Annotated in this window: 29 protein-coding genes and 1 riboswitch; of the genes, 16 read left to right on the top strand and 13 right to left on the bottom strand. The window is 51.3% G+C overall.

Features of this window, described 5'->3' with window-relative positions:
* Positions 1–42 precede the first annotated feature (42 nt).
* From ampH to RT644_RS22980, 11 genes are all read left to right on the top strand, one after another.
* Positions 43–1,200 (top strand): D-alanyl-D-alanine-carboxypeptidase/endopeptidase AmpH, encoded by a 1,158-nt coding sequence (gene ampH / locus RT644_RS23030; RefSeq protein ID WP_160271114.1) that lies wholly within the window; start codon positions 43–45, stop codon positions 1,198–1,200.
* A gap of 120 nt (positions 1,201–1,320) precedes the next feature.
* Positions 1,321–2,292 carry a porphobilinogen synthase gene (gene hemB / locus RT644_RS23025; RefSeq protein WP_160271115.1) on the top strand — a complete coding sequence of 324 codons (972 nt, stop codon included), beginning with the start codon at positions 1,321–1,323 and terminating at the stop codon, positions 2,290–2,292.
* Between the two features lie 142 nt (positions 2,293–2,434).
* Positions 2,435–4,159, top strand: coding sequence for a lysophospholipid acyltransferase family protein (locus RT644_RS23020; protein ID WP_020456710.1), 1,725 nt, complete (start codon positions 2,435–2,437; stop codon positions 4,157–4,159).
* A 697-nt stretch (positions 4,160–4,856) separates the two neighbouring features.
* Positions 4,857–6,233: an ethanolamine permease gene (gene eat, locus RT644_RS23015; RefSeq protein WP_313628282.1), complete on the top strand. Its 1,377-nt coding sequence runs from the start codon at positions 4,857–4,859 to the stop codon at positions 6,231–6,233.
* A 9-nt stretch (positions 6,234–6,242) separates the two neighbouring features.
* Positions 6,243–7,631 (top strand): ethanolamine ammonia-lyase subunit EutB, encoded by a 1,389-nt coding sequence (locus tag RT644_RS23010; protein WP_269231600.1) that lies wholly within the window; start codon positions 6,243–6,245, stop codon positions 7,629–7,631.
* Positions 7,628–8,401 carry an ethanolamine ammonia-lyase subunit EutC gene (gene eutC, locus RT644_RS23005; protein ID WP_097406320.1) on the top strand — a complete coding sequence of 258 codons (774 nt, stop codon included), beginning with the start codon at positions 7,628–7,630 and terminating at the stop codon, positions 8,399–8,401. The genes RT644_RS23010 and eutC overlap by 4 nt, the downstream gene beginning before the upstream one ends.
* Positions 8,402–8,493: 92 nt before the next feature.
* Entirely contained in the window at positions 8,494–9,009 is a 516-nt protein-coding gene (locus RT644_RS23000; protein WP_020456705.1) for a hypothetical protein, read from the top strand.
* Between the two features lie 10 nt (positions 9,010–9,019).
* Entirely contained in the window at positions 9,020–9,469 is a 450-nt protein-coding gene (locus RT644_RS22995) for a DUF421 domain-containing protein (protein ID WP_017458803.1), read from the top strand.
* Positions 9,470–9,527: 58 nt separating this feature from the next.
* Entirely contained in the window at positions 9,528–10,058 is a 531-nt protein-coding gene (locus RT644_RS22990) for a 2-oxo-tetronate isomerase (RefSeq protein WP_020456704.1), read from the top strand.
* Between the two features lie 280 nt (positions 10,059–10,338).
* The gene (locus tag RT644_RS22985) at positions 10,339–11,721 is read left to right on the top strand and encodes a D-arabinono-1,4-lactone oxidase (RefSeq protein ID WP_313628279.1); all 1,383 of its coding nucleotides are present in this window, start codon (positions 10,339–10,341) and stop codon (positions 11,719–11,721) included.
* On the top strand, positions 11,718–12,545 hold the full coding sequence (locus RT644_RS22980; protein WP_020456702.1) for a glycosyltransferase family 8 protein: 828 nt from the start codon (positions 11,718–11,720) through the stop codon (positions 12,543–12,545). The genes RT644_RS22985 and RT644_RS22980 overlap by 4 nt, the downstream gene beginning before the upstream one ends.
* A 52-nt stretch (positions 12,546–12,597) precedes the next feature.
* Here RT644_RS22980 and RT644_RS22975 read toward each other — a convergent pair whose 3' ends face one another.
* The 5 genes from RT644_RS22975 to RT644_RS22955 form a co-directional block, all read right to left on the bottom strand.
* The gene (locus tag RT644_RS22975) at positions 12,598–13,191 is read right to left on the bottom strand and encodes a LysR family transcriptional regulator (protein WP_097406323.1); all 594 of its coding nucleotides are present in this window, start codon (positions 13,189–13,191) and stop codon (positions 12,598–12,600) included.
* 75 nt (positions 13,192–13,266) lie between these two features.
* Positions 13,267–13,572, bottom strand: coding sequence for a hypothetical protein (locus RT644_RS22970; protein ID WP_409521899.1), 306 nt, complete (start codon positions 13,570–13,572; stop codon positions 13,267–13,269).
* Between the two features lie 210 nt (positions 13,573–13,782).
* A complete protein-coding gene (locus tag RT644_RS22965; RefSeq protein ID WP_244173025.1) occupies positions 13,783–13,860 on the bottom strand; it encodes a hypothetical protein in 78 nt (25 codons plus the stop codon).
* A gap of 492 nt (positions 13,861–14,352) precedes the next feature.
* Complete coding sequence (locus RT644_RS22960; RefSeq protein WP_313628269.1) at positions 14,353–14,574, bottom strand: hypothetical protein; 222 nt, start codon at positions 14,572–14,574, stop codon at positions 14,353–14,355.
* A gap of 113 nt (positions 14,575–14,687) precedes the next feature.
* Positions 14,688–14,861 (bottom strand): general stress protein, encoded by a 174-nt coding sequence (locus tag RT644_RS22955; protein WP_020456698.1) that lies wholly within the window; start codon positions 14,859–14,861, stop codon positions 14,688–14,690.
* A 323-nt stretch (positions 14,862–15,184) separates the two neighbouring features.
* On the opposite strand from RT644_RS22955, the gene RT644_RS22950 reads away from it, so the two are divergent.
* Positions 15,185–15,511 carry a four-helix bundle copper-binding protein gene (locus RT644_RS22950; protein WP_071925260.1) on the top strand — a complete coding sequence of 109 codons (327 nt, stop codon included), beginning with the start codon at positions 15,185–15,187 and terminating at the stop codon, positions 15,509–15,511.
* A 42-nt stretch (positions 15,512–15,553) separates the two neighbouring features.
* On the opposite strand, the gene crcB is transcribed toward RT644_RS22950, so the two are convergent.
* Entirely contained in the window at positions 15,554–15,934 is a 381-nt protein-coding gene (gene crcB, locus RT644_RS22945; RefSeq protein ID WP_020456697.1) for a fluoride efflux transporter CrcB, read from the bottom strand.
* A 75-nt stretch (positions 15,935–16,009) separates the two neighbouring features.
* Positions 16,010–16,079, bottom strand: a riboswitch (Fluoride riboswitch).
* A 30-nt stretch (positions 16,080–16,109) separates the two neighbouring features.
* Positions 16,110–16,679: a manganese efflux pump MntP gene (gene mntP / locus RT644_RS22940; protein WP_313628266.1), complete on the bottom strand. Its 570-nt coding sequence runs from the start codon at positions 16,677–16,679 to the stop codon at positions 16,110–16,112.
* A gap of 238 nt (positions 16,680–16,917) precedes the next feature.
* Here mntP and zinT point away from each other — a divergent pair, with 238 nt between their 5' ends.
* Positions 16,918–17,559: a metal-binding protein ZinT gene (gene zinT, locus RT644_RS22935; protein ID WP_313628264.1), complete on the top strand. Its 642-nt coding sequence runs from the start codon at positions 16,918–16,920 to the stop codon at positions 17,557–17,559.
* A 71-nt stretch (positions 17,560–17,630) separates the two neighbouring features.
* Here zinT and RT644_RS22930 read toward each other — a convergent pair whose 3' ends face one another.
* On the bottom strand, positions 17,631–18,284 hold the full coding sequence (locus RT644_RS22930; RefSeq protein WP_313628262.1) for a TetR/AcrR family transcriptional regulator: 654 nt from the start codon (positions 18,282–18,284) through the stop codon (positions 17,631–17,633).
* 249 nt (positions 18,285–18,533) lie between these two features.
* On the opposite strand from RT644_RS22930, the gene bhsA reads away from it, so the two are divergent.
* Together bhsA and RT644_RS22920 are read left to right on the top strand one after the other, a co-directional pair.
* Positions 18,534–18,791 (top strand): multiple stress resistance protein BhsA, encoded by a 258-nt coding sequence (gene bhsA / locus RT644_RS22925; RefSeq protein ID WP_017458786.1) that lies wholly within the window; start codon positions 18,534–18,536, stop codon positions 18,789–18,791.
* Between the two features lie 86 nt (positions 18,792–18,877).
* Positions 18,878–19,087, top strand: a complete 210-nt coding sequence (locus RT644_RS22920; protein ID WP_017458785.1) for a DUF1471 domain-containing protein — start codon at positions 18,878–18,880, stop codon at positions 19,085–19,087.
* Between the two features lie 185 nt (positions 19,088–19,272).
* Here RT644_RS22920 and RT644_RS22915 read toward each other — a convergent pair whose 3' ends face one another.
* The gene (locus RT644_RS22915; RefSeq protein ID WP_313628260.1) at positions 19,273–20,076 is read right to left on the bottom strand and encodes a hypothetical protein; all 804 of its coding nucleotides are present in this window, start codon (positions 20,074–20,076) and stop codon (positions 19,273–19,275) included.
* A 750-nt stretch (positions 20,077–20,826) separates the two neighbouring features.
* Here RT644_RS22915 and RT644_RS22910 point away from each other — a divergent pair.
* Positions 20,827–22,029 (top strand): hypothetical protein, encoded by a 1,203-nt coding sequence (locus tag RT644_RS22910; protein WP_313628258.1) that lies wholly within the window; start codon positions 20,827–20,829, stop codon positions 22,027–22,029.
* A 59-nt stretch (positions 22,030–22,088) separates the two neighbouring features.
* Here the strand turns inward: RT644_RS22910 and RT644_RS22905 are convergent, their stop codons facing one another.
* From RT644_RS22905 to RT644_RS22895, 4 genes are read right to left on the bottom strand one after another with little or no spacing between them, the layout of a single operon-like run.
* Complete coding sequence (locus tag RT644_RS22905) at positions 22,089–22,583, bottom strand: tail spike protein (RefSeq protein WP_313628324.1); 495 nt, start codon at positions 22,581–22,583, stop codon at positions 22,089–22,091.
* Complete coding sequence (locus tag RT644_RS23695) at positions 22,567–22,782, bottom strand: tail spike protein (protein WP_409521898.1); 216 nt, start codon at positions 22,780–22,782, stop codon at positions 22,567–22,569. Before RT644_RS23695 ends, RT644_RS22905 begins: the two co-directional genes overlap by 17 nt.
* Entirely contained in the window at positions 22,772–23,329 is a 558-nt protein-coding gene (locus tag RT644_RS22900; RefSeq protein WP_313628256.1) for a tail spike protein, read from the bottom strand. Before RT644_RS22900 ends, RT644_RS23695 begins: the two co-directional genes overlap by 11 nt.
* A 1-nt stretch (position 23,330) precedes the next feature.
* Entirely contained in the window at positions 23,331–23,450 is a 120-nt protein-coding gene (locus RT644_RS22895; RefSeq protein WP_409521897.1) for a tail fiber assembly protein, read from the bottom strand.
* Positions 23,451–23,518: the final 68 nt, after the last annotated feature.

Raw genomic sequence — 23,518 nt, 5'->3', positions numbered from 1 at the left:
AAATATCCTCTATCGTTCCCATTCTTATATGGATCCCCTTCGTTGAAACGTTGTCTGCTTTTCTCCGCGTTGCTCTGCACGCTGAGTATGACCAGCGCCCGTGCGGCGCAACAATCTCCCGATCCGGTATTTGCCTCTGACATTGTCGATCGTTACGCCAACCACATCTATTACGGTAGCGGTGCGACCGGGATGGCAATGGTGGTCATCGACGGTAACCAGCGCGTGTTCAGAAGTTTTGGTGAAACCCGTCCGGGCAATAATGTGCGCCCGCAGCTGGATTCGGTTATCCGTATTGCTTCGCTCTCCAAGCTGATGACCAGCGAAATGCTGGTGAAACTGCTCGATCAGGGCCGGGTGCGTCTTGACGATCCATTAAGCAAATATGCGCCACCTGGCGCGCGCGTACCGACCTACGAAGGCACGCCGATCAAGCTGGTTAACCTCGCGACCCATACCAGCGCCCTGCCGCGTGAGCAGCCTGGTGGCGCGGCGCACCGCTCGGTATTTGTCTGGCCAACGCGCGAACAGCGCTGGAGCTGGCTCTCCACCGCGAAGCTAAAAACCGCGCCGGGCGCGCAGGCGTCTTACTCCAACCTGGCCTTTGACCTGCTGGCCGATGCGCTTTCTCAGGCGGCCGGAAAACCCTATCCGCAGCTATTTGAAGAGCAGATAACCCGCCCGCTGGGGATGAAAGACACCACCTTTACGCCGTCGCCGGATCAGTGCAAGCGTCTGATGGTAGCGGAAAAAGGCGCCAGCCCGTGCGATAACACGCTGGCAGCGATTGGCAGCGGCGGCGTTTACTCCACGCCGGGCGATATGATGCGCTGGATGCAGCAGTTCCTCTCGTCCGATTTCTATACCCGCAACAGCCAGGCCGATCGGATGCAAACGCTGATCTACCCGCGTAATCAGCTCACCAAGGTGATTGGCATGGATGTTCCTGGCAAAGCCGACGCGCTGGGTCTTGGCTGGGTCTATATGGCACCGAAAGACGGCCACCCTGGCATCATCCAGAAAACCGGCGGCGGTGGCGGTTTCATCACCTATATAGCGATGGTGCCGCAGCATAACGTCGGCGTCTTTGTGGTGATGACCCGTTCACCGCTGACGCGCTTTACCAGCATGAGCGACGGCGCGAACGACCTGGTCAGCGAGCTGAGCAACAATAAGCCGCTGGTGGTCCCGGCCTCCTGATGCGGCAAAAGGCAGGCGGTTTGCCGCCTGCCTTCCCCTTTTAACAGCGATTTTGGTAAAACAGCCCGCCGCCTTTTCGGCTACAATGCCGCCATCTGTTCCACAAACATCAGGCATACCATGACCGATTTAATTACTCGCCCCCGCCGCCTGCGCAAATCGCCTGCGCTGCGCGCCATGTTTGAAGAGACAACACTGAGCAAAAACGACCTGGTGTTGCCGATCTTTGTTGAAGAAGAGCTCGACGATTACAAAGCTATCGCCGCTATGCCGGGCGTGATGCGCATTCCGGAAAAGTATCTGGCGCGCGAAATCGAACGCATCGCCAGGGCCGGGATCCGCTCAGTGATGACCTTTGGTATTTCGCATCACACCGATGCGACCGGCAGCGATACCTGGCAGGAAAACGGCCTGGTGGCGCGGATGTCGCGCATCTGCAAAGAGACAGTGCCGGAAATGGTGGTGATGTCCGACACCTGTTTTTGCGAATACACCTCGCACGGTCACTGCGGCGTGTTGTGCGATCACGGCGTGGATAACGACGCCACCCTGATTAACCTCGGTAAACAAGCGGTGATTGCCGCCGCGGCAGGCGCCGATTTCATCGCGCCATCGGCGGCGATGGACGGCCAGGTGCAGGCGATCCGTCAGGCGCTGGACGCGGCGGGCTTTACCGATACCGCGATCATGTCCTATTCGACTAAATTCGCCTCATCCTTCTACGGTCCGTTCCGCGAAGCAGCGGGCACGGCACTGAAAGGCGATCGTAAAACTTATCAGATGCACCCGATGAACCGTCGCGAAGCGATTCGCGAGTCGCTAATCGATCAGGCCGAAGGCGCAGATTGCCTGATGGTGAAACCGGCTGGCGCTTATCTCGATATCCTGCGTGATATCCGCGAGCGTACCGAGCTGCCGCTGGGCGCTTATCAGGTAAGCGGCGAATACGCGATGATCAAGTTTGCCGCTCAGGCAGGCGCGATTGATGAAGACAAAGTAGTACTGGAAAGCCTGGGTGCGATTAAACGCGCCGGCGCGGATTTGATTTTCAGCTATTTCGCCCTCGATCTCGCCGAACGCGGCATCCTCTGAACGAAGCGGGCCTGGCCCGCTTTTTTTTGCCTTTGCTTCTGATTCTCCTCGCGTCTTTAAAGTGTCATTTATTCATTGTAATGAAATGTAAGCGTCATCTTCGCCCTTTACTGTCATCGGCAAGACGGGAGGAGGAATCACCATGTTTAGTCTCGACAATGTACTTGAGGATCTCTGGCCACAGGCCAGGCCAGCACCCTGGCAAAAAAATCTGCTCAGACGCCTGCTCTATGAGCAAGAGTTTCAGCAGTTCGCCGCGCGCCACCCCCACCTGAAAGGGCTGGATATGGTGGAACAAGTACTCGAACATCTACAAATCCGCTGCACCGTTCCCGCTCACTGCCTCGAACAAATCCCTGAACATGGCCCGCTGGTCATCATTTCCAACCATCCGACAGGCACGCTCGACGGGCTGGCGCTGATGTACGCGGTTTCCCGCGTTCGCCGCGATGTGAAAGTGGTCACCAACCGCATGCTGACGCACCTTGAGCCGCTCAGCTCGCTGTTTATTCCGGTGGATAACATGGGTGGACGTACGCGTAAATCCTCCTTGCAGCAAATGGAAAACCATCTGCAAGGCGGCGGCGTGTTGATCTTCTTCCCGGCCGGGGAAGTTTCGCGCCTGACGCGCAAAGGCATTCGCGACAAAGGCTGGCACGCCGGGTTTATTAAACTGGCCAGCAAATTCCGCACCCCGCTACTGCCGGTATGGATTGACGCGCGCAACAGCGCCTTGTTCTACGCCAGCGCGATGGTCTCTGAAACGCTGCCCTTTTTACTGCTTATGCAGCAGATGTTTCGCCGGCGCGACAGCGCGTTGCCGATTAAAATCGGTGAACGTATTCCCTGGGACAGCTGGCACACGCCGCAGCTCGCGCCGCGCGAGCTGGCCGATAAGTGTCGCAAACATGTCCTGCGTCTTGGCAAGGGATTGCCCGGCCCCTTCAAAACCGAGTGTGCCATCGCACGTCCGGAAGAGCGCATTACGCTGCGCCGGGAGCTTAACAACGCCGAATGCCTCGGCCGCACCGCTGATGGCAAGGTCATCTATCTGTGGCAGCGTAAAGGGCAGGAAGATGCGCCGCTGCTGCGCGAACTGGGGCGACTGCGTGAAATCGCCTTCCGCGCGGTGGGCGAAGGCAGCGGTAAACGTCGTGATACGGATAAATATGACGACGATTACCTGCATCTGATTTTGTGGGATGAGGCCGATCTGGAAATTGTCGGCGCTTACCGTTTTATGCCAACCGCGCAGCAAATGGCGGCGCGCGGCGTCGAAGGGTTATACAGCTACAGCCTGTTCCATTACGACGATCGCATGGCAGATGTGCTGCGCCACGGCATCGAACTGGGGCGCAGCTTTATTCAGCCACGCTACTGGGGACGTCGCGGGCTGGATTATCTGTGGTCGGGTATTGGTGCCTATTTGGCGCGTTATCCGCAGTATCGCTACCTGTTTGGCCCGGTCTCTATTTCCGGTGGTATGCCGCCTGCGGCGCGCGATCTGCTGGTGGCGTTCTACCGCCTGTGGTTCCCGGCAACCTGGCCGCTGGCGTCATCGCGCCGCCCGTGGCCTGCCAGCATGCCGGAAGTGCTGGCGCAGTTTACCGGCGATGACTACACCGAAGATCTGACGCGGCTGAAATCGCTGCTGGGAAACCTGGGCTGCGGCATTCCGCCCCTGTATAAACAATATTCCGAACTGTGTGAGCCAGGCGGCGTGCAATTTATTGATTTCGGCTGCGACCCGGATTTCAACAACTGCGTGGATGGCCTGGTGCTGGTGGATTTAACGCACCTGAAAGCGAACCGCTACGAGCGTTATATTGCTGCGCATCTGCCGCAGCCGGAAACAGAAACGGCATAACGTAAACCTGCACAAAATACAAAAGCCGTCGCGTTATGCGTGACGGCTTTTTAACGGATCCTGTCAGCCATGCACCAGCCGCAACTGTGCTCGTCGGCTATTTAAACGAGGGTTGTCGGTAAAAATGACATATAAAATGGGTCGCCAGGCCATGACGTCCTCCTTTGCTAAATATCATCCTGGGTTTGGCTGAAAATTATTGTGTCAAACTAAAGTGCCAGACAATTCAGGTCAACCCATTATTCCGGATTAGATTTAACATCAGGTTATTACGCTAATGATATGTGTTGCACCTCACAAAAAAAGAAATAAATCACGCTGTAAAATCAACATGTTAAGTTATTGTGAATTACGCCATTAAAATAACATATCATCACTTTAATTAAAGCCTGATATGACAAAAAAGGGTTAAGAATAGTCGGATTTAAATTTCCAGTTATTCCCTATAACATTTCCAGAAACCGGGCTATCGCCTTTTTTTATTAATCCGTCGGCAATTAATTTCACCTTAAGCAGCATATTCGCCAGTTTCACCATTGCAGGGCAGCCTGCACCAGAATTCGATCTGCCACGGTGCAAGCCATGCATCATTTCAAAGCCATAATTATTTAACCAATTAATTAATAAAGGAATATATCTTTTGGCACCGCCTTTGCACCTTTACTGCTAACTGTATTCAATGGCGAGGCAGTAAAGCATGAGCACACAAACAACACTAAAAAGAACACTGGGCAGCTTCCGTCTGTGGGGCATTGCCGTCGGGCTGGTGATTTCAGGGGAGTATTTTGGCTGGAGCTATGGCTGGTCACAGGCCGGCACGCTCGGCTTCTTGATTGTCGCACTGTTAATTGCCGCGATGTATTGCGCCTTTATCTTTAGTTTTACCGAGCTAACCACTGCCATTCCTCATGCCGGTGGCCCTTTCGCTTACGCGTACCGCGCATTTGGGCCAACGGGCGGGTTTATTGCCGGTTTTGCCACCTTAATCGAGTTTGTTTTCGCACCTCCGGCTATCGCAATGGCGATTGGCGCGTACCTGAACGTGCAGTTCCCGTCGCTGGATGCGAAATGGGTGGCGTGCGCCGCATACCTCATCTTTATGGCGCTGAACATTCTCGGCGTCGGCATTGCCGCGACGTTTGAGCTGATTGTCACCCTGCTGGCCATTTTCGAACTGCTGGTGTTTATGGGCGTGGTGGCACCGGGCTTCTCGTGGGGCAACTTCACCGCCAACGGCTGGGCAGGCGCAGAGAGCTTCAGCAGCCTGGCGCTGCCGGGCATGTTTGCCGCGATCCCCTTCGCCATCTGGTTCTTCCTCGCCATTGAAGGCGCTTCTATGGCAGCGGAAGAAGCTAAAGATCCGAAACGCACCATTCCGCGTGCACTCGGCGGCGGTATTCTGACCCTCACCGTGCTGGCGGTTGGCGTGATGATTTTTGCCGGTGGCGTTGGCGACTGGCGCACGCTGTCGAATATTAACGATCCGCTGCCGCAGGCGATGAAAGTAGTGGTCGGCAACAGCAGCGGCTGGCTGCATATGCTGGTGTGGCTAGGCTTGTTTGGCCTGGTGGCATCGTTCCACGGCATCATTATGGGTTATTCACGCCAGATCTATTCGCTGGCGCGCGCGGGCTATCTGCCGGCAAGCCTGGCAAACCTCAACCGCAAAACCCGCACGCCGCATCTGGCGATCCTCGCCGGGGGCGTGGTCGGGATTGCGGCGATTTTCTCCGACTCGCTGGTCACCATCAGCGGCATGCCGCTCACTGCCTGTATTGTGACGATGTCCGTTTTCGGGGCTATCGTTATGTATATCACCTCAATGGCCGCGCTGTTTAAGCTGCGCCGCAGCGAACCGGAACTTGAGCGCCCGTTTAAGGCGCCCCTGTTCCCGTATGCCCCCGCGTTTGCGCTGGGCATGGCGGTGCTCTGCCTGGTGGCGATGGTCTGGTACAACACGCTGCTGGCACTGATCTTCGCGCTGATGATGCTGGGCGGCTATATGTGGTTTCGTAAAACGGCGCACGCGCGTGAACGTGCCGAGATGGATCCGCAACTGCGGGCGCTCTCCTGAGGAGACGGAATGTATAAAACCACGCTGGCTCACCGTACTTATCAGTTCGACAGCCTGAAAACGTTGATGGCGAAAGCCTCCCCGGCGCGATCCGGGGATGTGCTGGCCGGGGTGGCGGCGCAGTCGGCAGAAGAGCGGATGGCGGCGAAAATCGCCCTTGCGGATGTGCCGCTGCGCGAGATCCTCGCCTCTCCGCTCATCCCGTATGAAGACGATGAAGTGACGCGGTTAATCATTGATACCCACGATAGCCGCGCGTTTGCCCTGATTGCCCATCTGACGGTGGGCGAATTCCGCGACTGGCTGCTGGCCGACAGCACCGATACCGCCACGCTTAGCCATGTTGCCCCGGCGATCACTCCGGAAATGGCTGCCGCCGTCAGTAAGCTGATGCGTAACCAGGATTTGATCCTCGCCGCCAGCAAATGCAGCGTGATCACCCGTTTTCGCAACACCATTGGCCTGCCCGGCCATCTCAGTGTGCGTTTGCAGCCCAATCACCCGACCGACGATCTGAAAGGCATTGCCGCCAGTATGCTCGATGGCCTGCTGTATGGCGCGGGCGACGCGGTGGTGGGCATTAACCCGGCCAGCGACAGCCTGCCGGTACTGCAAAAGCTCAACCACATGATGGCAGACATCATTGAGCGTTTTGACATCCCTACCCAGTCCTGTGTGCTGACGCATGTCACCAATACCATCCAGTTGATTGAACGCGGTGCGCCGGTTGATTTGGTGTTCCAGTCGGTGGCGGGGACGGAAGCCGCTAACAGCGGTTTTGGCATCAACCTGGCGCTATTGCAGGAGGCGCATGAAGCGGCGCTGAGCCTGAAGCGCGGCACGCTGGGCAACAACGTAATGTATTTTGAAACCGGCCAGGGCAGTTGCCTCTCAGCTAACGCGCATCACGGCGTCGATCAGCAAACCTGCGAAGCGCGCGCTTACGCGGTGGCACGACATTTTAACCCGCTGTTGGTCAACACCGTGGTTGGTTTTATCGGCCCGGAATACCTCTACGATGGCAAGCAGATCATCCGCGCCGGTCTGGAAGATCACTTCTGCGGCAAACTAATGGGGCTGCCGATTGGCTGCGACGTCTGCTACACCAACCACGCTGAAGCGGATCAAGACGATATGGACACGCTGCTGACGCTGCTGTGTACCGCCGGGCTGACCTTCCTGATTGGCGTACCGGGCGCGGATGACATCATGCTCAATTACCAGAGCACCTCGTTCCACGATGCGCTCTACGCCCGCCGCCTGCTGGGGCTGAAACATGCGCCGGAGTTCGCCGAGTGGCTAACAAAGATGCAAATTATCGACACCCACGGTCAGTTGCGCCTGACCGGCGCTAACCACCCGCTGCTGACCGTTATGCCACAAGGAGCGCACGCATGAATGGACCCGATGCCTGGACACTGCTGCGTGAGTTTACCGATGCCCGCATTGCGCTGGGGCGCAGCGGCGCCAGCCTGCCGACGCGGGAGGTGCTCAACTTTGGCCTCGCGCACGCCCAGGCGCGTGATGCCATTCACCAGCCGTTCGACAGCGAAAGCCTGGCGCAACAACTCCATGCGCTTGGCTTAAAAACGCTGGATGCGCACAGTGCCGCTGCCGACCGGCATATCTATCTGAACCGCCCGGATCTGGGCCGCCGATTGAGTGATGAGAGCCGCGAAACCCTTGCCGCACACCGCCCGCCCGCGCACGATCTGCTGCTGGTGATTGGCGACGGGCTCTCTTCCCACGCCGTACACCGTCAGTCTGTCGGGCTTATCACCGCCCTGCTGCCCTATCTGGACACGCTGGGCATTTCTCTCGGCCCCATCGTGCTGGCGCACCAGTCGCGCGTGGCGCTTGGCGATGACATTGGCGAAACGCTGGGCAGTAAAGCGGTGGCGATACTGATTGGCGAGCGTCCAGGGTTATCCTCGCCGGATAGCCTCGGCGTCTACCTAACCTGGAAACCCGCGCGCCAGCGCATTGAATCCGAGCGCAACTGCATCTCTAACATTCGCCCGGAAGGGCTCAATTACGAGGCCGCCGCGTTTAAGCTCGCCTGGCTGCTGGAACAGGCATTTCTGCGCCGTCTCACCGGTGTGCAACTGAAAGACGAAAGCGACAACCCGGCGCTGCACGGGCGCGTGACACCCCGTATTACGCGCTGATCTCAACACAGAGCGCTGGCGTGACGAAGCGCTCTTTCTCCCCCCGTCATCTACACTCTTTACGTTATTTACGGCGAACCCGTGGAGGGCGTATGGAGAAAAAAAGCAGCGCTGACGCAGAGCGAACATGGCCCGTGAAAGATAACCCCTTCTGGCTGCATGTTGAAATGCAGGTGCAAAAATGGGGGGCGATAGCGCTTATCGCCATTGTGATTGCCGGGCTGTGCGGGCTCTTTTCACAAGGCTGGCTGAGCAAAAAAACGGCGACCAGCGCCGATCACCGTCTTACCGTCGAGTACGACCGCTTTGGTCGGCTACAAAGCGATCTGGATATGCAGATAACCGCCAGTGCTACGGCCGACAACCACATTACTTTCACCCTGGGCGGCGATTTCATGCACGATTTCGAGATCCGCACCCTGCAACCACAACCGCTCAACATGTTCAGCCGCAGCGGCGAACTGGTGCTGGAATATACCCGCCCCGCCGCCGATAAACCGCTGACCGTATGGCTGGGGCTGACACCGCTCGGCGTCGGTAACAGCACGCAGCGGATTGCAGTGAATAACGCCCCCCCGCTTACCCTGACGCAGTTTATCTGGCCCTGAGGAGAACGCGATGGACATGGTATTACGCGCGATAGCTATCTATCTGGTACTGATGGTGGTATTCAAAATCGCCGGGCGCCGGGCGCTGCTACAGATGACCTCTTTTGATCTGATTTTGCTGCTGATCATCAGTGAAGCCACGCAACAAGCGCTACTCGGTAATGACTTCTCCGTGACCGGCGCGGCGCTGACCATTATCACGCTGGTGGTGGTGGATATCTTATTTGGCACGCTGAAGAAGTATGTCAAAGGGGCGGAAAACCTGATCGACGGCACACCGGTGGTGTTAGTGGAGAATGGTCAAATGCTGGAAAACAAGATGCGCGAAGCCGATATCACGCGCGACGACATTATGGTGTCAGCACGAAATAACCAGGGCATCGCCGATCTGGCGGAGATTAAATTCGCCATTCTTGAGCGCAACGGCCATATCTCGATTATTCCCAAAAACTCATCATGACTTTTCGCTCGCTATACTTTGCTTACCGAGTCACAACCGACCTTACGAAAAATAGCCTATGAATGAAGACATTACCTTAACGAACAACATGAATGCGCTGCTCTGCCTGCCTATCCCAATGCTGGCAGCGCAGCTGGGTGAGTTGCTTACCCAAAAACAGCTACGCGTTACCACGGCGGAATCCTGTACCGGCGGACAAATCGCCACCGCACTGTGCGCCGCAGGCGATACGCCAGCCTTCTTTGGCTGCGGGTTTGTTTCGTTTACCGATGAAGCGAAAAGTACCCTGTTGCATGTCAAACGAGAAACGCTGGCGCGCTGGACGGCGGTGAGCGAGCAGACGGCCAGCGAGATGGTGCAAGGCGCTTGCGCGGTCAGCCATGAACCGGTCGGGATTGCGGTCACCGGTTATGCCGGCCCGGATGGCGGCGAAGATGGCACGCCGGCCGGAACCGTGTGGTTTGCCTGGGCGCTACCAGGGCAAGCGCCGATCACGGCACTGCGCCACTTTGCCGGGGATTGCGAAAGCGTGATTGAGCAGTCGGTAAAATATGCGCTGGCAACATTAATAACGTTATTAAACCGCTAACCTTTTCACTCCGCCGCGCGCCGTTATGTCGCGCGGGGCCATTTCGACCATCACGCGGTAAATCCTCACTCAGCAGGCCGCACAGCGTTACGTCCGCGATACCGTGGCAAGCAGGGAGCTTAATTTGGTATTCCACCTGCCTGGTGTTACGCCAGGCTAACAGTCACCCGCCCTCTGTTGCGCCACGCCGAAGCGCCTTGAAAAGCCGCGCCAACACTCACACGTTTCTGTGATGCGCTACGCTTGTTTAATAAATAAAAATCTGAGCGAGGAGCCGCCCATGAACGACACGCAGACCCTTTTTCCACGCCGACAGCCGCATGCAGACCCGCAAGATCCGCACCTTTTCAACTGGGCGAAAAACGCGGTACTGGCCAGCAAAAACGCCGTCATCCATGTGGAAAATGAAGCGCAGTTGCAGCAGGTTATTGCCGCCGCTGCCGGGCGCGTGCGGGTGATGGGCAGTCGCATGTCGCCTGGGCACATGCTGAAACTGAGCCAGCCGGGCGATACGCTAATTGATATCTCTGCGCTGCGCGGTGTGCTGGCGGTGGATGACGACAGCGTAACGTTTGGCGCCGGGACGCAGCTGCACGAAGTGTTTGAACTCCTCACCGTCATGAACCGCATGCTGTACGCGTCGCCGGGAGTGATCGATTCGCAAACGCTGGCAGGCGCCATTTCAACGGGGACCCACGGCCAGGGCATGCAGCAAAGCTCGCTGGCGGATGAAGCGCTGCGTATCCGGCTGGTGGATGCTGCCGGGCAGATCCACGAGCTTGACCGCCAGCATCCAGCGTTTGCCGCCGCGCAACTGGCGCTCGGCACGCTGGGGGCGATTACCGCCGTCACCCTGCGCACGCGCCCGGCAACGCTGTATACCTGCTTTAAAAGCGCCAGCAGCGCCGGGAATCTTGCGCAAGACTTGCTTAGCTGGAACCAGCAGTGGGCGTTCAGCAAAACGTGGTGGTTCCCGGATGAAAACAAAGTTCACACCTGGAACGCGCGCGAATCCACCGCCGATGAAATGGCGCTATGGCGCGCTAATCATGGAGATCTGGTGGAACGGGAAGAGACCGACACGCAGATGAACGACACGGTGGAAAAAACGCTGGAGCAGATGCATGACGACACCAATATTGTTGATGAAAACGGCAAGCCGTTTCGCACCGTAACGCGCTTTAAAGACTTTTCAGATGTGATTGGTGATATCTACCAGGTGTTCTGCCGGGGTATCGCCACGCCGCAAATCAATATTGAGATCGGTATTCCACTGGCGCGTGCCCCGGCGGTGATTGCGCGCATTAAAGCGTGGCATCAGCAATCGCACCCGCATATGCACTATCCGATTATTTTGCGCTGCACCGGGCCTTCCGGAGCATGGCTAAGCCCGGCCTGGCAGCAAGCGACCTGTTTTTTTGGCTTTGTGGTCTATTACGCCGAAGACGGCTCGCTCTCTGAAGAAGGGCTGGCGTTTCTGCGCGCCGCCGAACAGTTGCTGGCAGAAGAAGGCGGGAAGCCGCACTGGGGGAAATACTTCGATCCGACGTTATACGACTGGCCCGCGCTCTACCCGCAATGGACGGCGTTTCAGGCTATACGCCAGCGTTTTGATCCGCAGGGCAAATTTCTCAACACCTTTATGACGGAGCTGTTGTCATGAGCGCCGCATTCGCCTGGGTAACTCTCCTGACGCAGCCAGATTACCTGCCGGGTGTAGAAACACTGCACCGTTCGCTGCGCGCCAGCGGTTCGCCGTGGCCGCTGGTGGTGATGGTTACCGACGCCATTGACGACAGCACGCGCCAGCACCTGAGCGCCCAAGGCTGCAAAGTGCGGGAAGTGCCGGTTATCGGCCCCGATCCCACGCTTGAAAGCCGCTATGCAAACGCCCGTTTTGCCGACGTGTGGAGCAAACTGGCAGTGTGGACGCTTGAGGAATACCAGCGAGTGGCGTTTCTCGATGCCGATATGCTGGTGCTGCAAAATATGGATCACCTTTTTGAACTGCCACTGGCCGCAGGCACCATTGCCGCCTGCCATGCCTGTCGCTGTAACCCTAACCATATCGAAAGCTATCCGGCGAGCTGGCGGCCGGAAAACTGCTATTACAGCTGGTGTACGGACGCGCAAATGCATGCCAACCCACCGGCGTCGCTGGATAACTACCTGAACGGCGGGTTTCTGCTGCTCACGCCGGATAATGCCCTTTATCAGCAGATGATGGCGAAGCTGGCTGAGAAAGCCGATATTTCGGGCTATGTTTTTGCCGAGCAGGATTTTCTGAACGAAGTGTTCCGCGACCGCTGGCTACCGCTGCATTATGGTTATAACGCCTTAAAAACGTTGCCGCTCCAGCATCCGCAAATGTGGGATTTAGCGCAGGTAAAAAACCTGCACTTTATTATCGATAAACCCTGGGAAAAGCGGCCCGAACCCGGTGACAAGGGATATGAACTGCATCGATTGTGGTGGAAATATGCGTAACCGCCGATGAGCGCGCCATTGCCGGAACGCGAACATGCCGCGCCTTTTGCGTTTACCGTTCCGGCCAATGATGTTCCTGCGCGGCGGCCAACAGCCAGTCGCGAAAGGCGTGGCAAAGAGGTTCTAACAGCGCCGATTTATCGTAAATCAGCAGCATCCCGCCGCTGTTCTCCAGCGGGTGCAGGATACCTTCACTCCCGGCCTGCACCGTGCGGCGAAAAGCAAAATCGATCCCTTCCCTTTTCAAATCAACGTCCCGCGTAGTGGTAGTGATAAGCACCTCGGCATGCGGGTAATAACGTTCAAAACCGCCAAGCCTTGGCAGCAACCAGTGCATGGCAAACTCCGTTGAACAACTGACGCTCACACGGCGGTGCGCCGCCGCGTCAATTAACCGGTGGGTGGCTTGTGAAATCTGATGAAAGGCAGGCTGAATGGCCCGCAGGTAAATTTTCCCTTCCGGCGTCAGCGTCAGCACGCGCGAACCGCGCATAAACAGCCGTACATTAACCCAGGCTTCCAGTTTGGCAATCTGCTGGCTCACTGCGCTGGCGCTGATGGATAATGCCGCTGCCGCCGCTTTCATACTGCCGTGTTGAGCGACAGCATTAAAACAGATGAGCGCCTGCAAAGGCGGTAAGGTCATTGCCGATCTCCGCATCAGTTAAGTCACACTAAACTTTAGCAAAAATACGGCTTCATCAGCCAACAGTGGCGTTTATCAGACCAAGAGAAAAAGCGGCGGCGTGTCCCCGCCCGGATGCGGGATCACCTCGCCCCCGGCACCGTACCACGGCGCGATAAGCGGTGGCTGAATCATCTGTTCCGGCGTGCCTTGTGCCAGCCGTTTTCCCCGGTGTAACAACAAGATCCTGTCCGCCCACCGCGCAGCAAGGTTGAGATGGCCAAGCCCTGCGCAAACATGCAATTTGCCACTCAATGTCAGCCGCAGCAGCAGGCGCAGCGCCTGCTGATGATGGTAAAAATCGCGTGCCGAAATCGGTTTATCCGCCTTCCGGGCCGTCATGATGCCCACAGCGGCGCGAGGCTGGGTGGATTGCGATGCCTGAAGCCAGATGTGCGCGCCAGAGTATTGATAAGAAACAGAGCCAACCAGCAGGCGTCAATTTGCGTTCGATAAACAAACCAGGCCGTTGAGATACGCGCGAGTCTCTTCAAGGTGTTGCTGTAACAAACTGAATAATAAATAAAAAGGCCGCCGTAGCGACCTTTTTATTTATTTCTTCACCGGTTGGGGTTTTTTATCTCCCGATTCCGGCGCTTCACGAGGGTCATCTTTTTCAACGTTGAACACGAAACCTCCTCTCGTTGCCTTCAGTTCACTCACTATAGATCCTCCGCTGTTATAGAGGCCAGGCGGCAGGCAAAAAAAATACCATAAGGCCCGGTAGCCGCTGCGACACCGGTTGGGTTGTAAGCGCCTGATGGATGAAATGCAGACAAATCATCAATAACATCAATGTGTTAACGATAAAAAAATTCATTCGAAAAGATCGGTTTATTTCATCGCAACTCGCTGTTTTATAGCGATTTTCTTGTTGAAATTTGCTAATAATTAGCACGCTTATTGTTAGTAACGAAAATGCAATTGCATGCCTTCAGGTACAACGCGGATTTGCCGGCCTGAAGGTTATTTTTTATTCGTTTTCAATGCGCTAAAAATTATTCTGATCGTTTTCGTAAAAACGAATGACTGAAAGTTTCCTGTCTCTTTCAGCGGCATAACTTGAAAAGAAGAGTTCTCCGCGTTGAAGAAGCACAACGCCGTTAGAAAGGTGAAAAGGATTTATTGATTATTGCCTTTTGGGGGTTGTTTGCGACTGGCCATTTTATGCACAAGACGTTTCTTGTAAGGTGGGAGACGTAAATCAACTGCTTCGGTAAAATTAATGGCAATTACTTCGGCAGGATGGTGAGAATCTTCAATTAAATGAGTAGATAAATGCTCAGATAAATCTTCAGGTAATGTGCATATCCTCTCACCCTCATCATTATTGTTCGAACTCATTAATACCTCTATTTTCTTATTTTCAAAACAGTGTTAATTAAAAAATAAACGAGCCGTTTCCGGCCCGCTGCCGTTCTGAACTTTACAGATAATAAAAAGAACTAGCGAAACGGCTATTTCTGGCCGCCGCCGTGGCTATTTTTACCACCTTTTTTACCGGCTTCGGATGCACGTTCGGGGTCATTTTTAAAATTACCACCGCTGTGCTGACCACCTTTACGCCCCGCTTCTGACGCTTTTTCACGATCTTCAGCGAAATTACCGGAACCGCCTCTATGTTCGGCCATGTTATATCTCCACATCTCGTTTTCGATATAATCGATACGGTTAATAACCCATATCAATCGCGTTGGAGTCTTAAGTCTGGCTATTTATCACGATTAGTCAATTGATCATCCGAAAATATATCAATATAAAAACAATAATCTTTAAAGAAATATTTAAACACATATGTTGCATTAAAAATAAATCTTTATACTTATAAGCGGGTTAGTAAAATTTCCCTCGCCTAATAAAAGGACAGATGTGATGAAATGTGTAAATAAAATGGTAGGGATAAATATTCTGTGCACACTTATCTTATGACGCACAAATATTATGGAGATAAACCATGCATACAGAACATCAACGATGCGCAGAAGCCTGTTATCAATGCGCTGCGGCTTGCGAACACTGTGCGCTTTCTTGCCTGCAGGAAGAGAATATCGACATGATGCGTGAGTGCATCAAGCTGGACGTACAATGTGCCGCCCTGTGCCGCCTTGCCGGTCAATTTATGGCGCTGGAAAGTAAGCATTTACCCTCGCTGTGCCGGATTTGCGTCGATGTGTGCAGAGCCTGCGCCGAAGAGTGCAGCCGGCATCAACATCAGCACTGCCAGCAGTGCGCTAAACGTTGCCGGGCTTGCGCACAAGCGTGCCTGCAAATGGCGGCGTGAAATGCGCTGAGAAAAGGGGGGCGCATTGCCCCCCTTCCTGTTTTATCCATACCAGGTGTTTATCAGCGCAAACCCCAGCGCCGTCATTAAAATCGATCCCGTTACATGCACCAGCACCGAAGCCAGCGCCCACGCATAGTTGCCCGTTTGCAACCGGGTAAAAATCTCCAGCGAAAAAGTGGAAAAGGTGGTCATGCCGCCACATAAGCCTGTGGTGATCAGCAGCCGCAAGTTGGGATCCAGATGCGGCTGGCGGGTGAAGAGCGCCAGCGCGCCGCCAATAATCAGCCCGCCGAGTAAATTTACCAGCAGCGTGCCGGGAGGCAGATTGGGAAACAGCGTATTTAAACGAATCGCGAGCAGCCAGCGGATCACGCAGCCTGCAGAACCACCGATGATTACGGCAAATAAAGATTTGAGCATGTTTTTCCTCATCAACAAAAGTGCGAGGCATGCAGGGAACACCAAAGGAAAACGCCCGACATGCCTCATGACAGAGACATACCAGGCGTCATCAGCTTCTCAGAGAAGCGGTTGGGTCAGGTGGAACGCCATCACCTGAGCACGCATTGTTGACGATTTCACACGTTCGGGCAAGTTATAGTAAGCCTAAGTGTTCAACCAGAATTGAGCTGCCGATACAGATAAGCACAACACCGCCGAGCACTTCCGCCCATTTACCGATCGCCGTGCCAAGAAAACGCCCCAGTAGCATCCCGGTGGTGGCCATGATGGTGGTCGCAAGGCCAATCATCAGCGCCGTCGTCACAATGTTCACATTGAGAAACGCCAGACCGACACCAACGGCCATCGAATCAAGGCTGGTAGCGATAGCGGTGGTGACCAGCAACCAGAAACCGTGGCGGCGCGGCGCTTCGGCTTCTTCATCCGCAGTTTTAGTCAGTCCTTCTTTCATCATGCGCACACCAAGCACAAACAGCAGAACAAAGGCTATCCAGTGATCCCACTGCATAATGTACTGGCTGGCGGCCAAACCTGCGGCCCACCCAATAATTGGGGTGATGGCTTCAATAACACCAAAAATCAACCCGGTGCGTAGCGCTTCGCTCACTGGCGGACGTTTTAACATCGCCCCTTTACCGATAGCGGCAGCAAAAGAATCCATCGACATGCCGAAAGCAAGAATACTTATTGCGTAAAAACTCATTGCTGACCCCTGAATGCCCACAGGCGAAGGCAAAAACGCAGACGCTGCGAAAAGAGCGGCAAGAATGCCATAGCCGAATAAAAAACGCAAAAATTACCTATTAATCATAAACATATAGATATTGCTATGTTGTACGGCGCCCCACTCATTTGGCTGGTGAATTGAAAGCGATGTGGCATTTGATTTTGTTATATTATAACATCTCACTTCGTAACAAATGATAACCAGGGAGCGCAATATGATCATGAAGAAATCAGCCTTTGTACTTGGCATGGGAGTGCTGCTAATGAGCGCGCCAACGTTGGCGCATGAGCACCACGGCAAACCGCTTTCAGAAGTGGAGCGTAAAGCCAGCGAAGGCATTTTTGATGATAAGGACGTAAAAGACCGGGCATTGTCCGATTGGGACGGGATCTGGCAATCCGTGAACCCGTATCTGCTCAGCGGCGATCTTGATCCGGTGCTGGAGAAAAAAGCAAAACAAGGCGGTAAAAGCGTTGAAGAGTATCGCGCCTATTACCAAAAAGGTTACGCCACCGATGTAGAAATGATTGGCATAGAAAACAACGTAATGGAATTTCACGTTGGCAAAACAGTCAATTCCTGCCGTTATGATTACGCGGGCTATAAAATCCTGACTTACTCCTCCGGGAAAAAAGGCGTGCGTTATCTCTTTGAATGTAAAGACGCGCAATCAAAAGCGCCAAAATATGTGCAGTTCAGCGACCATATTATCGGCCCGCGCCAGTCGCAACATTTCCATATTTTTATGGGCAACGAATCGCAAGACGCGCTGTTAAAAGAGATGGATAACTGGCCGACATATTATCCGTACAATATGACTAAAGCGCAGATTGTTGACGAAATGCTGCATCACTGATGGTTTCACCGCGGGCGAAAAATCCTCTCGCCCGCGGATGGTCATCCTCAAACGCATTGTCCACCATTCTCTTAACCGGCGCTCCGTTCGTTCTGGCTGATTAATACCGGCCACAACCGCAGCGTCGTGTCGATAATCTGCTGCAGTTTATCCAGACTGACACCTTCGCGCGCGCTGACCGACATGCCCTGAATAATACAGCTTAAAAAAAGCGCGGTGGTTTGCACATCTGTTGGCGACGGGATCTCACCACGCAACTGGCGTTGCAGCAAAAAAGCCAGCAGAGTTTGCTCCTGCGCCGTTTGCCGTTCCCGGATAGAGTCCGCTATCGGTTCTGATGAAGCGGAAACCGTGGCAGAAGTGTTGATTAAAAAGCAGCCTGCCGGAGTATCACTACCGGCAAAACAACTGGCTAGCGCGTGCAGATAATCGCGCAACGCCTGCTCAACCGTTTTCTCTTCGCAGAAAAGCGCTGCCCGGTGTATAGCGGAAAAGCGAGCCATATAGCGATCAAGCGCGGCTCTGAACAATCCCTCTTTATTGTTAAATTCCGCATACAGCGTCGGTGCTTTTGCGCCAGTGGCTTCAACCAGGTCTGCCAGCGATGTAGCTTCATAACCCTGCTCCCAGAACAGCATCATCGCTTTATCCAGCATTGCGTCCCGATCGAAAATTTTTGGCCGTCCGCGACCTTTTCTCGTACAGCATGTGACGTCGGTTGCCATTGTTCCTCCCTCGTTCACATCAATTTAGTTAATAATCATTATAAAAACATTGCAAAGCGGCTGACCAGCGGAAATTTTTCGAAAAAATACACGACATATCTATTTGAATAATAAGTTATTTTAAATTATTTAAACGATCATTATAAAAATAGTATTGACGAGTGATGCAGATCACATTTATGATTTACCTATCGATCGTTAAGTTAATACTTACGACCTCACACAAATCCAGATTCAGAAGGCAAAATTATGAAAACCATCAAATCCCTGATCGCCGTCGCTGTACTTAGTTCCCTCTCTTTCGCAAGCGTAGCCGCCGTCGAAGTGCAGTCCACTCCGGCTGACCAACAAAAAGTGGGCGTGATTTCTGCCAATGCCGGCACCAATCTCTCCTCTTTGCAAAGCGAACTGGCGCAGAAAGCCGATGAAATGGGCGCGAAATCGTTCCGTATTACTTCCGTGACCGGCCCGAACACCCTGCACGGCACCGCGGTGATTTACAAATAAACGCTGCCGTATAAAACCGGCATTCACTACAGATGTTGAATTGGGCGTTATCGCCCAGCACAAATAAAAATTTAAGGAATAACATTATGAAAACCATCAATTCACTTGCTGTCGCTACTGTGCTTTCCGTCCTCTCATTTGGCGCTTTCGCTCAGAGCGTAACCGCCACGGCGTCCACGCTTGACGAGGCGGAATCCTTAATTGCTGCCAAAGCACAGCAGGCAGGCGCTTCATATAAAATCATTGAAGCCAACACTAATAATAATGTTCATATGACGGCTGAACTGACCAAATAAGTCTGCCGTTGTCGAACAACACACTCTAAGCGCCTGCGGGCGCTTTTTTTATGGGTAAAACGCTATTTTCCGTAGCGTGAATATCAGGAAGGGAATGTTGAAAGGTCGACTCATCTCAATAGCACTGTCTTTTTTAATTGGTATGGGGTGTTAATTTCCATCGTATTTATCACACCCCGTTTAAATTACTGAGTGGGATTACGTGGATCGATTCTCAAATGGGTATCACCGTTAGTATTCATATTGGCATAATTAGCCGCAATTAACGCCAGACCTCTGTAATCGGCAATACTGTCAGCTCTGGAAGATACGATGGCCGCACTTGACTTCCACAGCAGATTTACGCGGTTACTTTTCAGATATACCTTAGCGTCGTATGCATTGAGTGCTACCGCTGTTCCATATGATGTATTGGTAATTGTTGTGTCATATGATCCGGTAATTCCATAGGTCGGTGTGTAGACCGTCGTTGCGCTGCCTGTAATGTTCGACGTTAAGTTACCGCCACCGAGATAGTTATATGTGGTATTGGCATTTCCGTATGTCGTCGCTGAACTAATACCGGTCTGGCCATACATCGGCACAGTGACATTCCGTGTGCTGGTCACCTCCCCACTTCTTGCAAATCCTAATAATATTCCCTGATCGGCTTTTTCCGGCTCATTAACTTGTATATATCCCTGACGTGTCAGCGATGCAGAAACTACTGCGGCAATTTGATTGTATTCAATCTGGTTAGCGTCATAGAGCGCCTGACTTGCTGGCAGGATGATGAAGCGCTTCCCTACACTCTGGCCTGAAGATAACGCATTTACCGTTACGAGCGGTTGTTGAGCGCATCCACTTAAAATCGAAATAGACAATAGAGCTATAAGTTTTCTCATCACGATCATCCCTATCAATAAAATGGCGATAAATTCAACATGCGTGCATAATGTTATGAACCGGCCATTAATATACACGCCACAAATTTTATTTGCGCGCACCATGTACAGGTCCTGCTAAATACAAAATATATCTTTAACGGGAGAGGATGAGATATTTCCTATTTACGTTCTGTCAGCTTCACGAGATATGCAGCGTCGGATTATTTAATCCAGCCTGTTGTTATTATCATAAATGAAGTATCGACAATGAAGCGAGGTATGATATGACGCGATGTCGCGTTACGTCTTGCATGCTCAACACGAAAAATGCCGGGTCGGACAAAACAAAATCAATGAAGCATAACCGGTTAATTTTAAAGGGAAGGTGGTGCCGATAATAGGAGTCGAACCTACGACCTTCACATTACGAATTATAAGAACTATCTTTTAACTCAATAGCATAGCCAGTAAAACCAGCGCTCACACGACCCATCTTGTAAAAAGATACAAAGCCATGCAAACCGATGCAAAGCTTTGCATGTCTCAAATCTGTCCCATTAAATAATGCCGTCATCATGCAGACGGGTAATGGTGTACGTCAGCAATCCACGTCCAGCACCACTGTCAAGCGACTTTGCATCCACACATCCTTTATCGGGCCATGAAGAAAAAGCATGGATTTTACTCGATCATTTTAAGATAAGGATGTAGAATTCATACACAGTGTGTGCAAATTGTGAAGATTATAATTCATTGGTGAATATATGGTTACAGACAAACACTCATCATCAAAAGACATCGACGGATTTGAAAAGTTTCTTATTGTTTTTTTTATTGCATGCTGCGGACTGTCGATAATTATACTTAAATAATATGAAAAATAATAAATCACCATACCAATTAGATATTTCTTCATTTTTTATAGCCGCATCATTTATTGTCATGTTCTTTTCTGAAGGGTATGAAAAATATGAAAGGTATTACAATAACATAAATCCATCAAGTTATCTTCGATTTGTGTTTGTTGTTATTTGTTTCTTTGTTTGCATTTTCAGGATAAGAGAAAGGCACATAATAACATCACTATACGTGCTTTTTTTTATAGCTCTATGGTTTTCGCTTGGTCACTTCATCGAGTACGGTGAGGACTACAATTCATTATATGTATTATTTAAGTACATTTCAGGAATTGTTATATTGTGCGCCTGCTTATCAATAAGAAATAAAAAAATAATTGGCAATGTATTTTTCTATTTGTTTATAATTAATTGCATTATTTCCTGGTCTGCTTTTTTATTTGACATTGAATGGATCAGAACGTATGGACACATACGAGCTCTTGACGGATCGTGGATTGACACAAGATTCGGTTATAACGGGTTCATTCTTGAGCAGAACGTATCTACTTATTTCTATATAGCTGGAATTTATGCAACCTACTGGCAGGTAAGATATAATAATAAAAGCAAACTTTATTGGTTGCTAACTTTATCATCTCTCATGATCGTTGGCACTAAGTCAGTGTACATTACATTTCTTCTTGCTCCATTATTTTATTTCTTAAGAAGTTGTTGGCAAAAAGTTTCTGTATTTGTTTTTTCGTCATTAATAGCAATACCGGTTCTGGTTTATTCTGGAATTTTAAATTATGACACTGCAAATTCCATTTTCTCATACAGACCATATAACTTTAATGAACGATTATTGCCTTTGCTTGCAAACTATTCACTGTTTGATATGTTTTTTGGTATGCAAATTTCAGATTATAAAGAATATCTAACAGAATTTGAGCTTGTAGATCTTATTTCTTTCATGGGTATCATATCGTCGATAATTTATGTATCCACGTTTTTAACTGTAATTAATTACATAACGCTTCATATCTCACCAAGAGAAAGCGCATTAAACTTTGTATTTACATGCTTTGTTACTTCTATTATGTCTGGTCACTTATTTTATGACCCTATATCAATGATTTATTTTTCTGTGGCTTTATGTGGAGCATATCATTACCCAACCAAAAAGGCGGCACGTGCCGCCTGTCATGCAAATGATGTGGTTATAGACGGTAAATAATTTCTATTATTGACGATATGCAGCATGTAAATATTTAACAATTTGCGCTGCTCGTTTGGCTAATGATTAATCTGTGTAACAAGAATCACACCTGAACCTGTACCTTTATTTGTGTAGACATCACCAATCTGACTACCAGGTGCATATACGGCATACCCTGTTATACAGCCGTATATTGTCACCCTTGCTCCGATAATCTGATTTGATCCTTCACAGGTGATGTGATTATAATTTCCGTTATCTGAATTACAGCCGATTGTCTCTACGTTCATCAGAATATTGTTTGTTCCAACATCCCATATTCCGCATCCATGGCCGTTCTCAACGGTGATATTTCTTGCCACAATACCCTGCCCATCCCACCAGGCACCAACACCTTTGACATCAATGGAATGAATATTGCTTATTCTGTGTTTCGTTGGCAGCTTACGATTTGGGTATTGGGATATCGGATAATCATCAATACGGTTTGTCACAACACCAAAATCTGCATTTGCATCTAACCCATCAAAATAAACCTGTTCGGCGGTTATGTTGTCATAATGTAAGTTGATAACATCTGGCTGAACGTCCGTTTATCTCATTTTGATATGTTTTTACACCGCTCTCACCACAACGGTATGCTTTGAAGTCTTTAACGCCACCATCATATCCTTTCTGTCTGATAAAGGTTACGCCACTAAACGAGCCATACCTGACTTGCCCTCCAATAACTTTGTTTCCATGCCCATAAGAGCTGTCATCAAGATTCACAAAAATCTATCGTCCCGACATATCCCTTGCCACCAAGAATATCAGGATCACGCACAATAACATTGTTGTTCATTTCTGAACGAATGAGAGCGAATTCACCTGTTGGACTTTCTATAGTTACATTTGAGCAATTTGAAGATAGCAAAAGTTCACTGTACACATTTTGCGACTTTATATAATCAGGTAGTTGACTGTATATATCCTGATCATTCACTGTTGGCTGATATCCTTGCTCCCTCGACTGGGAAATTGACGCAAGTACATCACTGCTTGATCTCCATTCACCTTCGCTGTTATATCGGAATATGACATATGGTGTAGTCTGAGATTTCATGCAAGGTCGGTAAATTACTGATCCCTTCCCCATATTTTTGAATTTTATCGTTCCATCGCCTATAAATGAGCACTGGCAATCGATGAATACAACCTTGTTATTAAAATCAACTATTTCATTAGTTGAAAAGTAATAGTCTGTATCAATTACAAGATTACGTTTAGTTGCGTCAGCAGCTTGTTGTAGCGTCGTGTAATAACTTAGAAAGGTCATGTCACACCCCAGGTTCTGCTGGCCATTCGATTACGTCTGATGATGTGTCAATAGCATTGATCGCATCAATATAGTCCATCCATTTATTCAGATGCGCTGACTCTGCATCTGTAGTGGTCAACTAAAACTGGCCGCCGCTTTAGAGTTTTTCCAGTATCGGTTTTCCGATTCGTTTGGGGGTAATCCACC

Source organism: Kosakonia sp. (genome assembly GCF_032104925.1).
Lineage (GTDB): Bacteria > Pseudomonadota > Gammaproteobacteria > Enterobacterales > Enterobacteriaceae > Kosakonia.
This window is presented reverse-complemented; position numbering and strand designations above follow the sequence as displayed.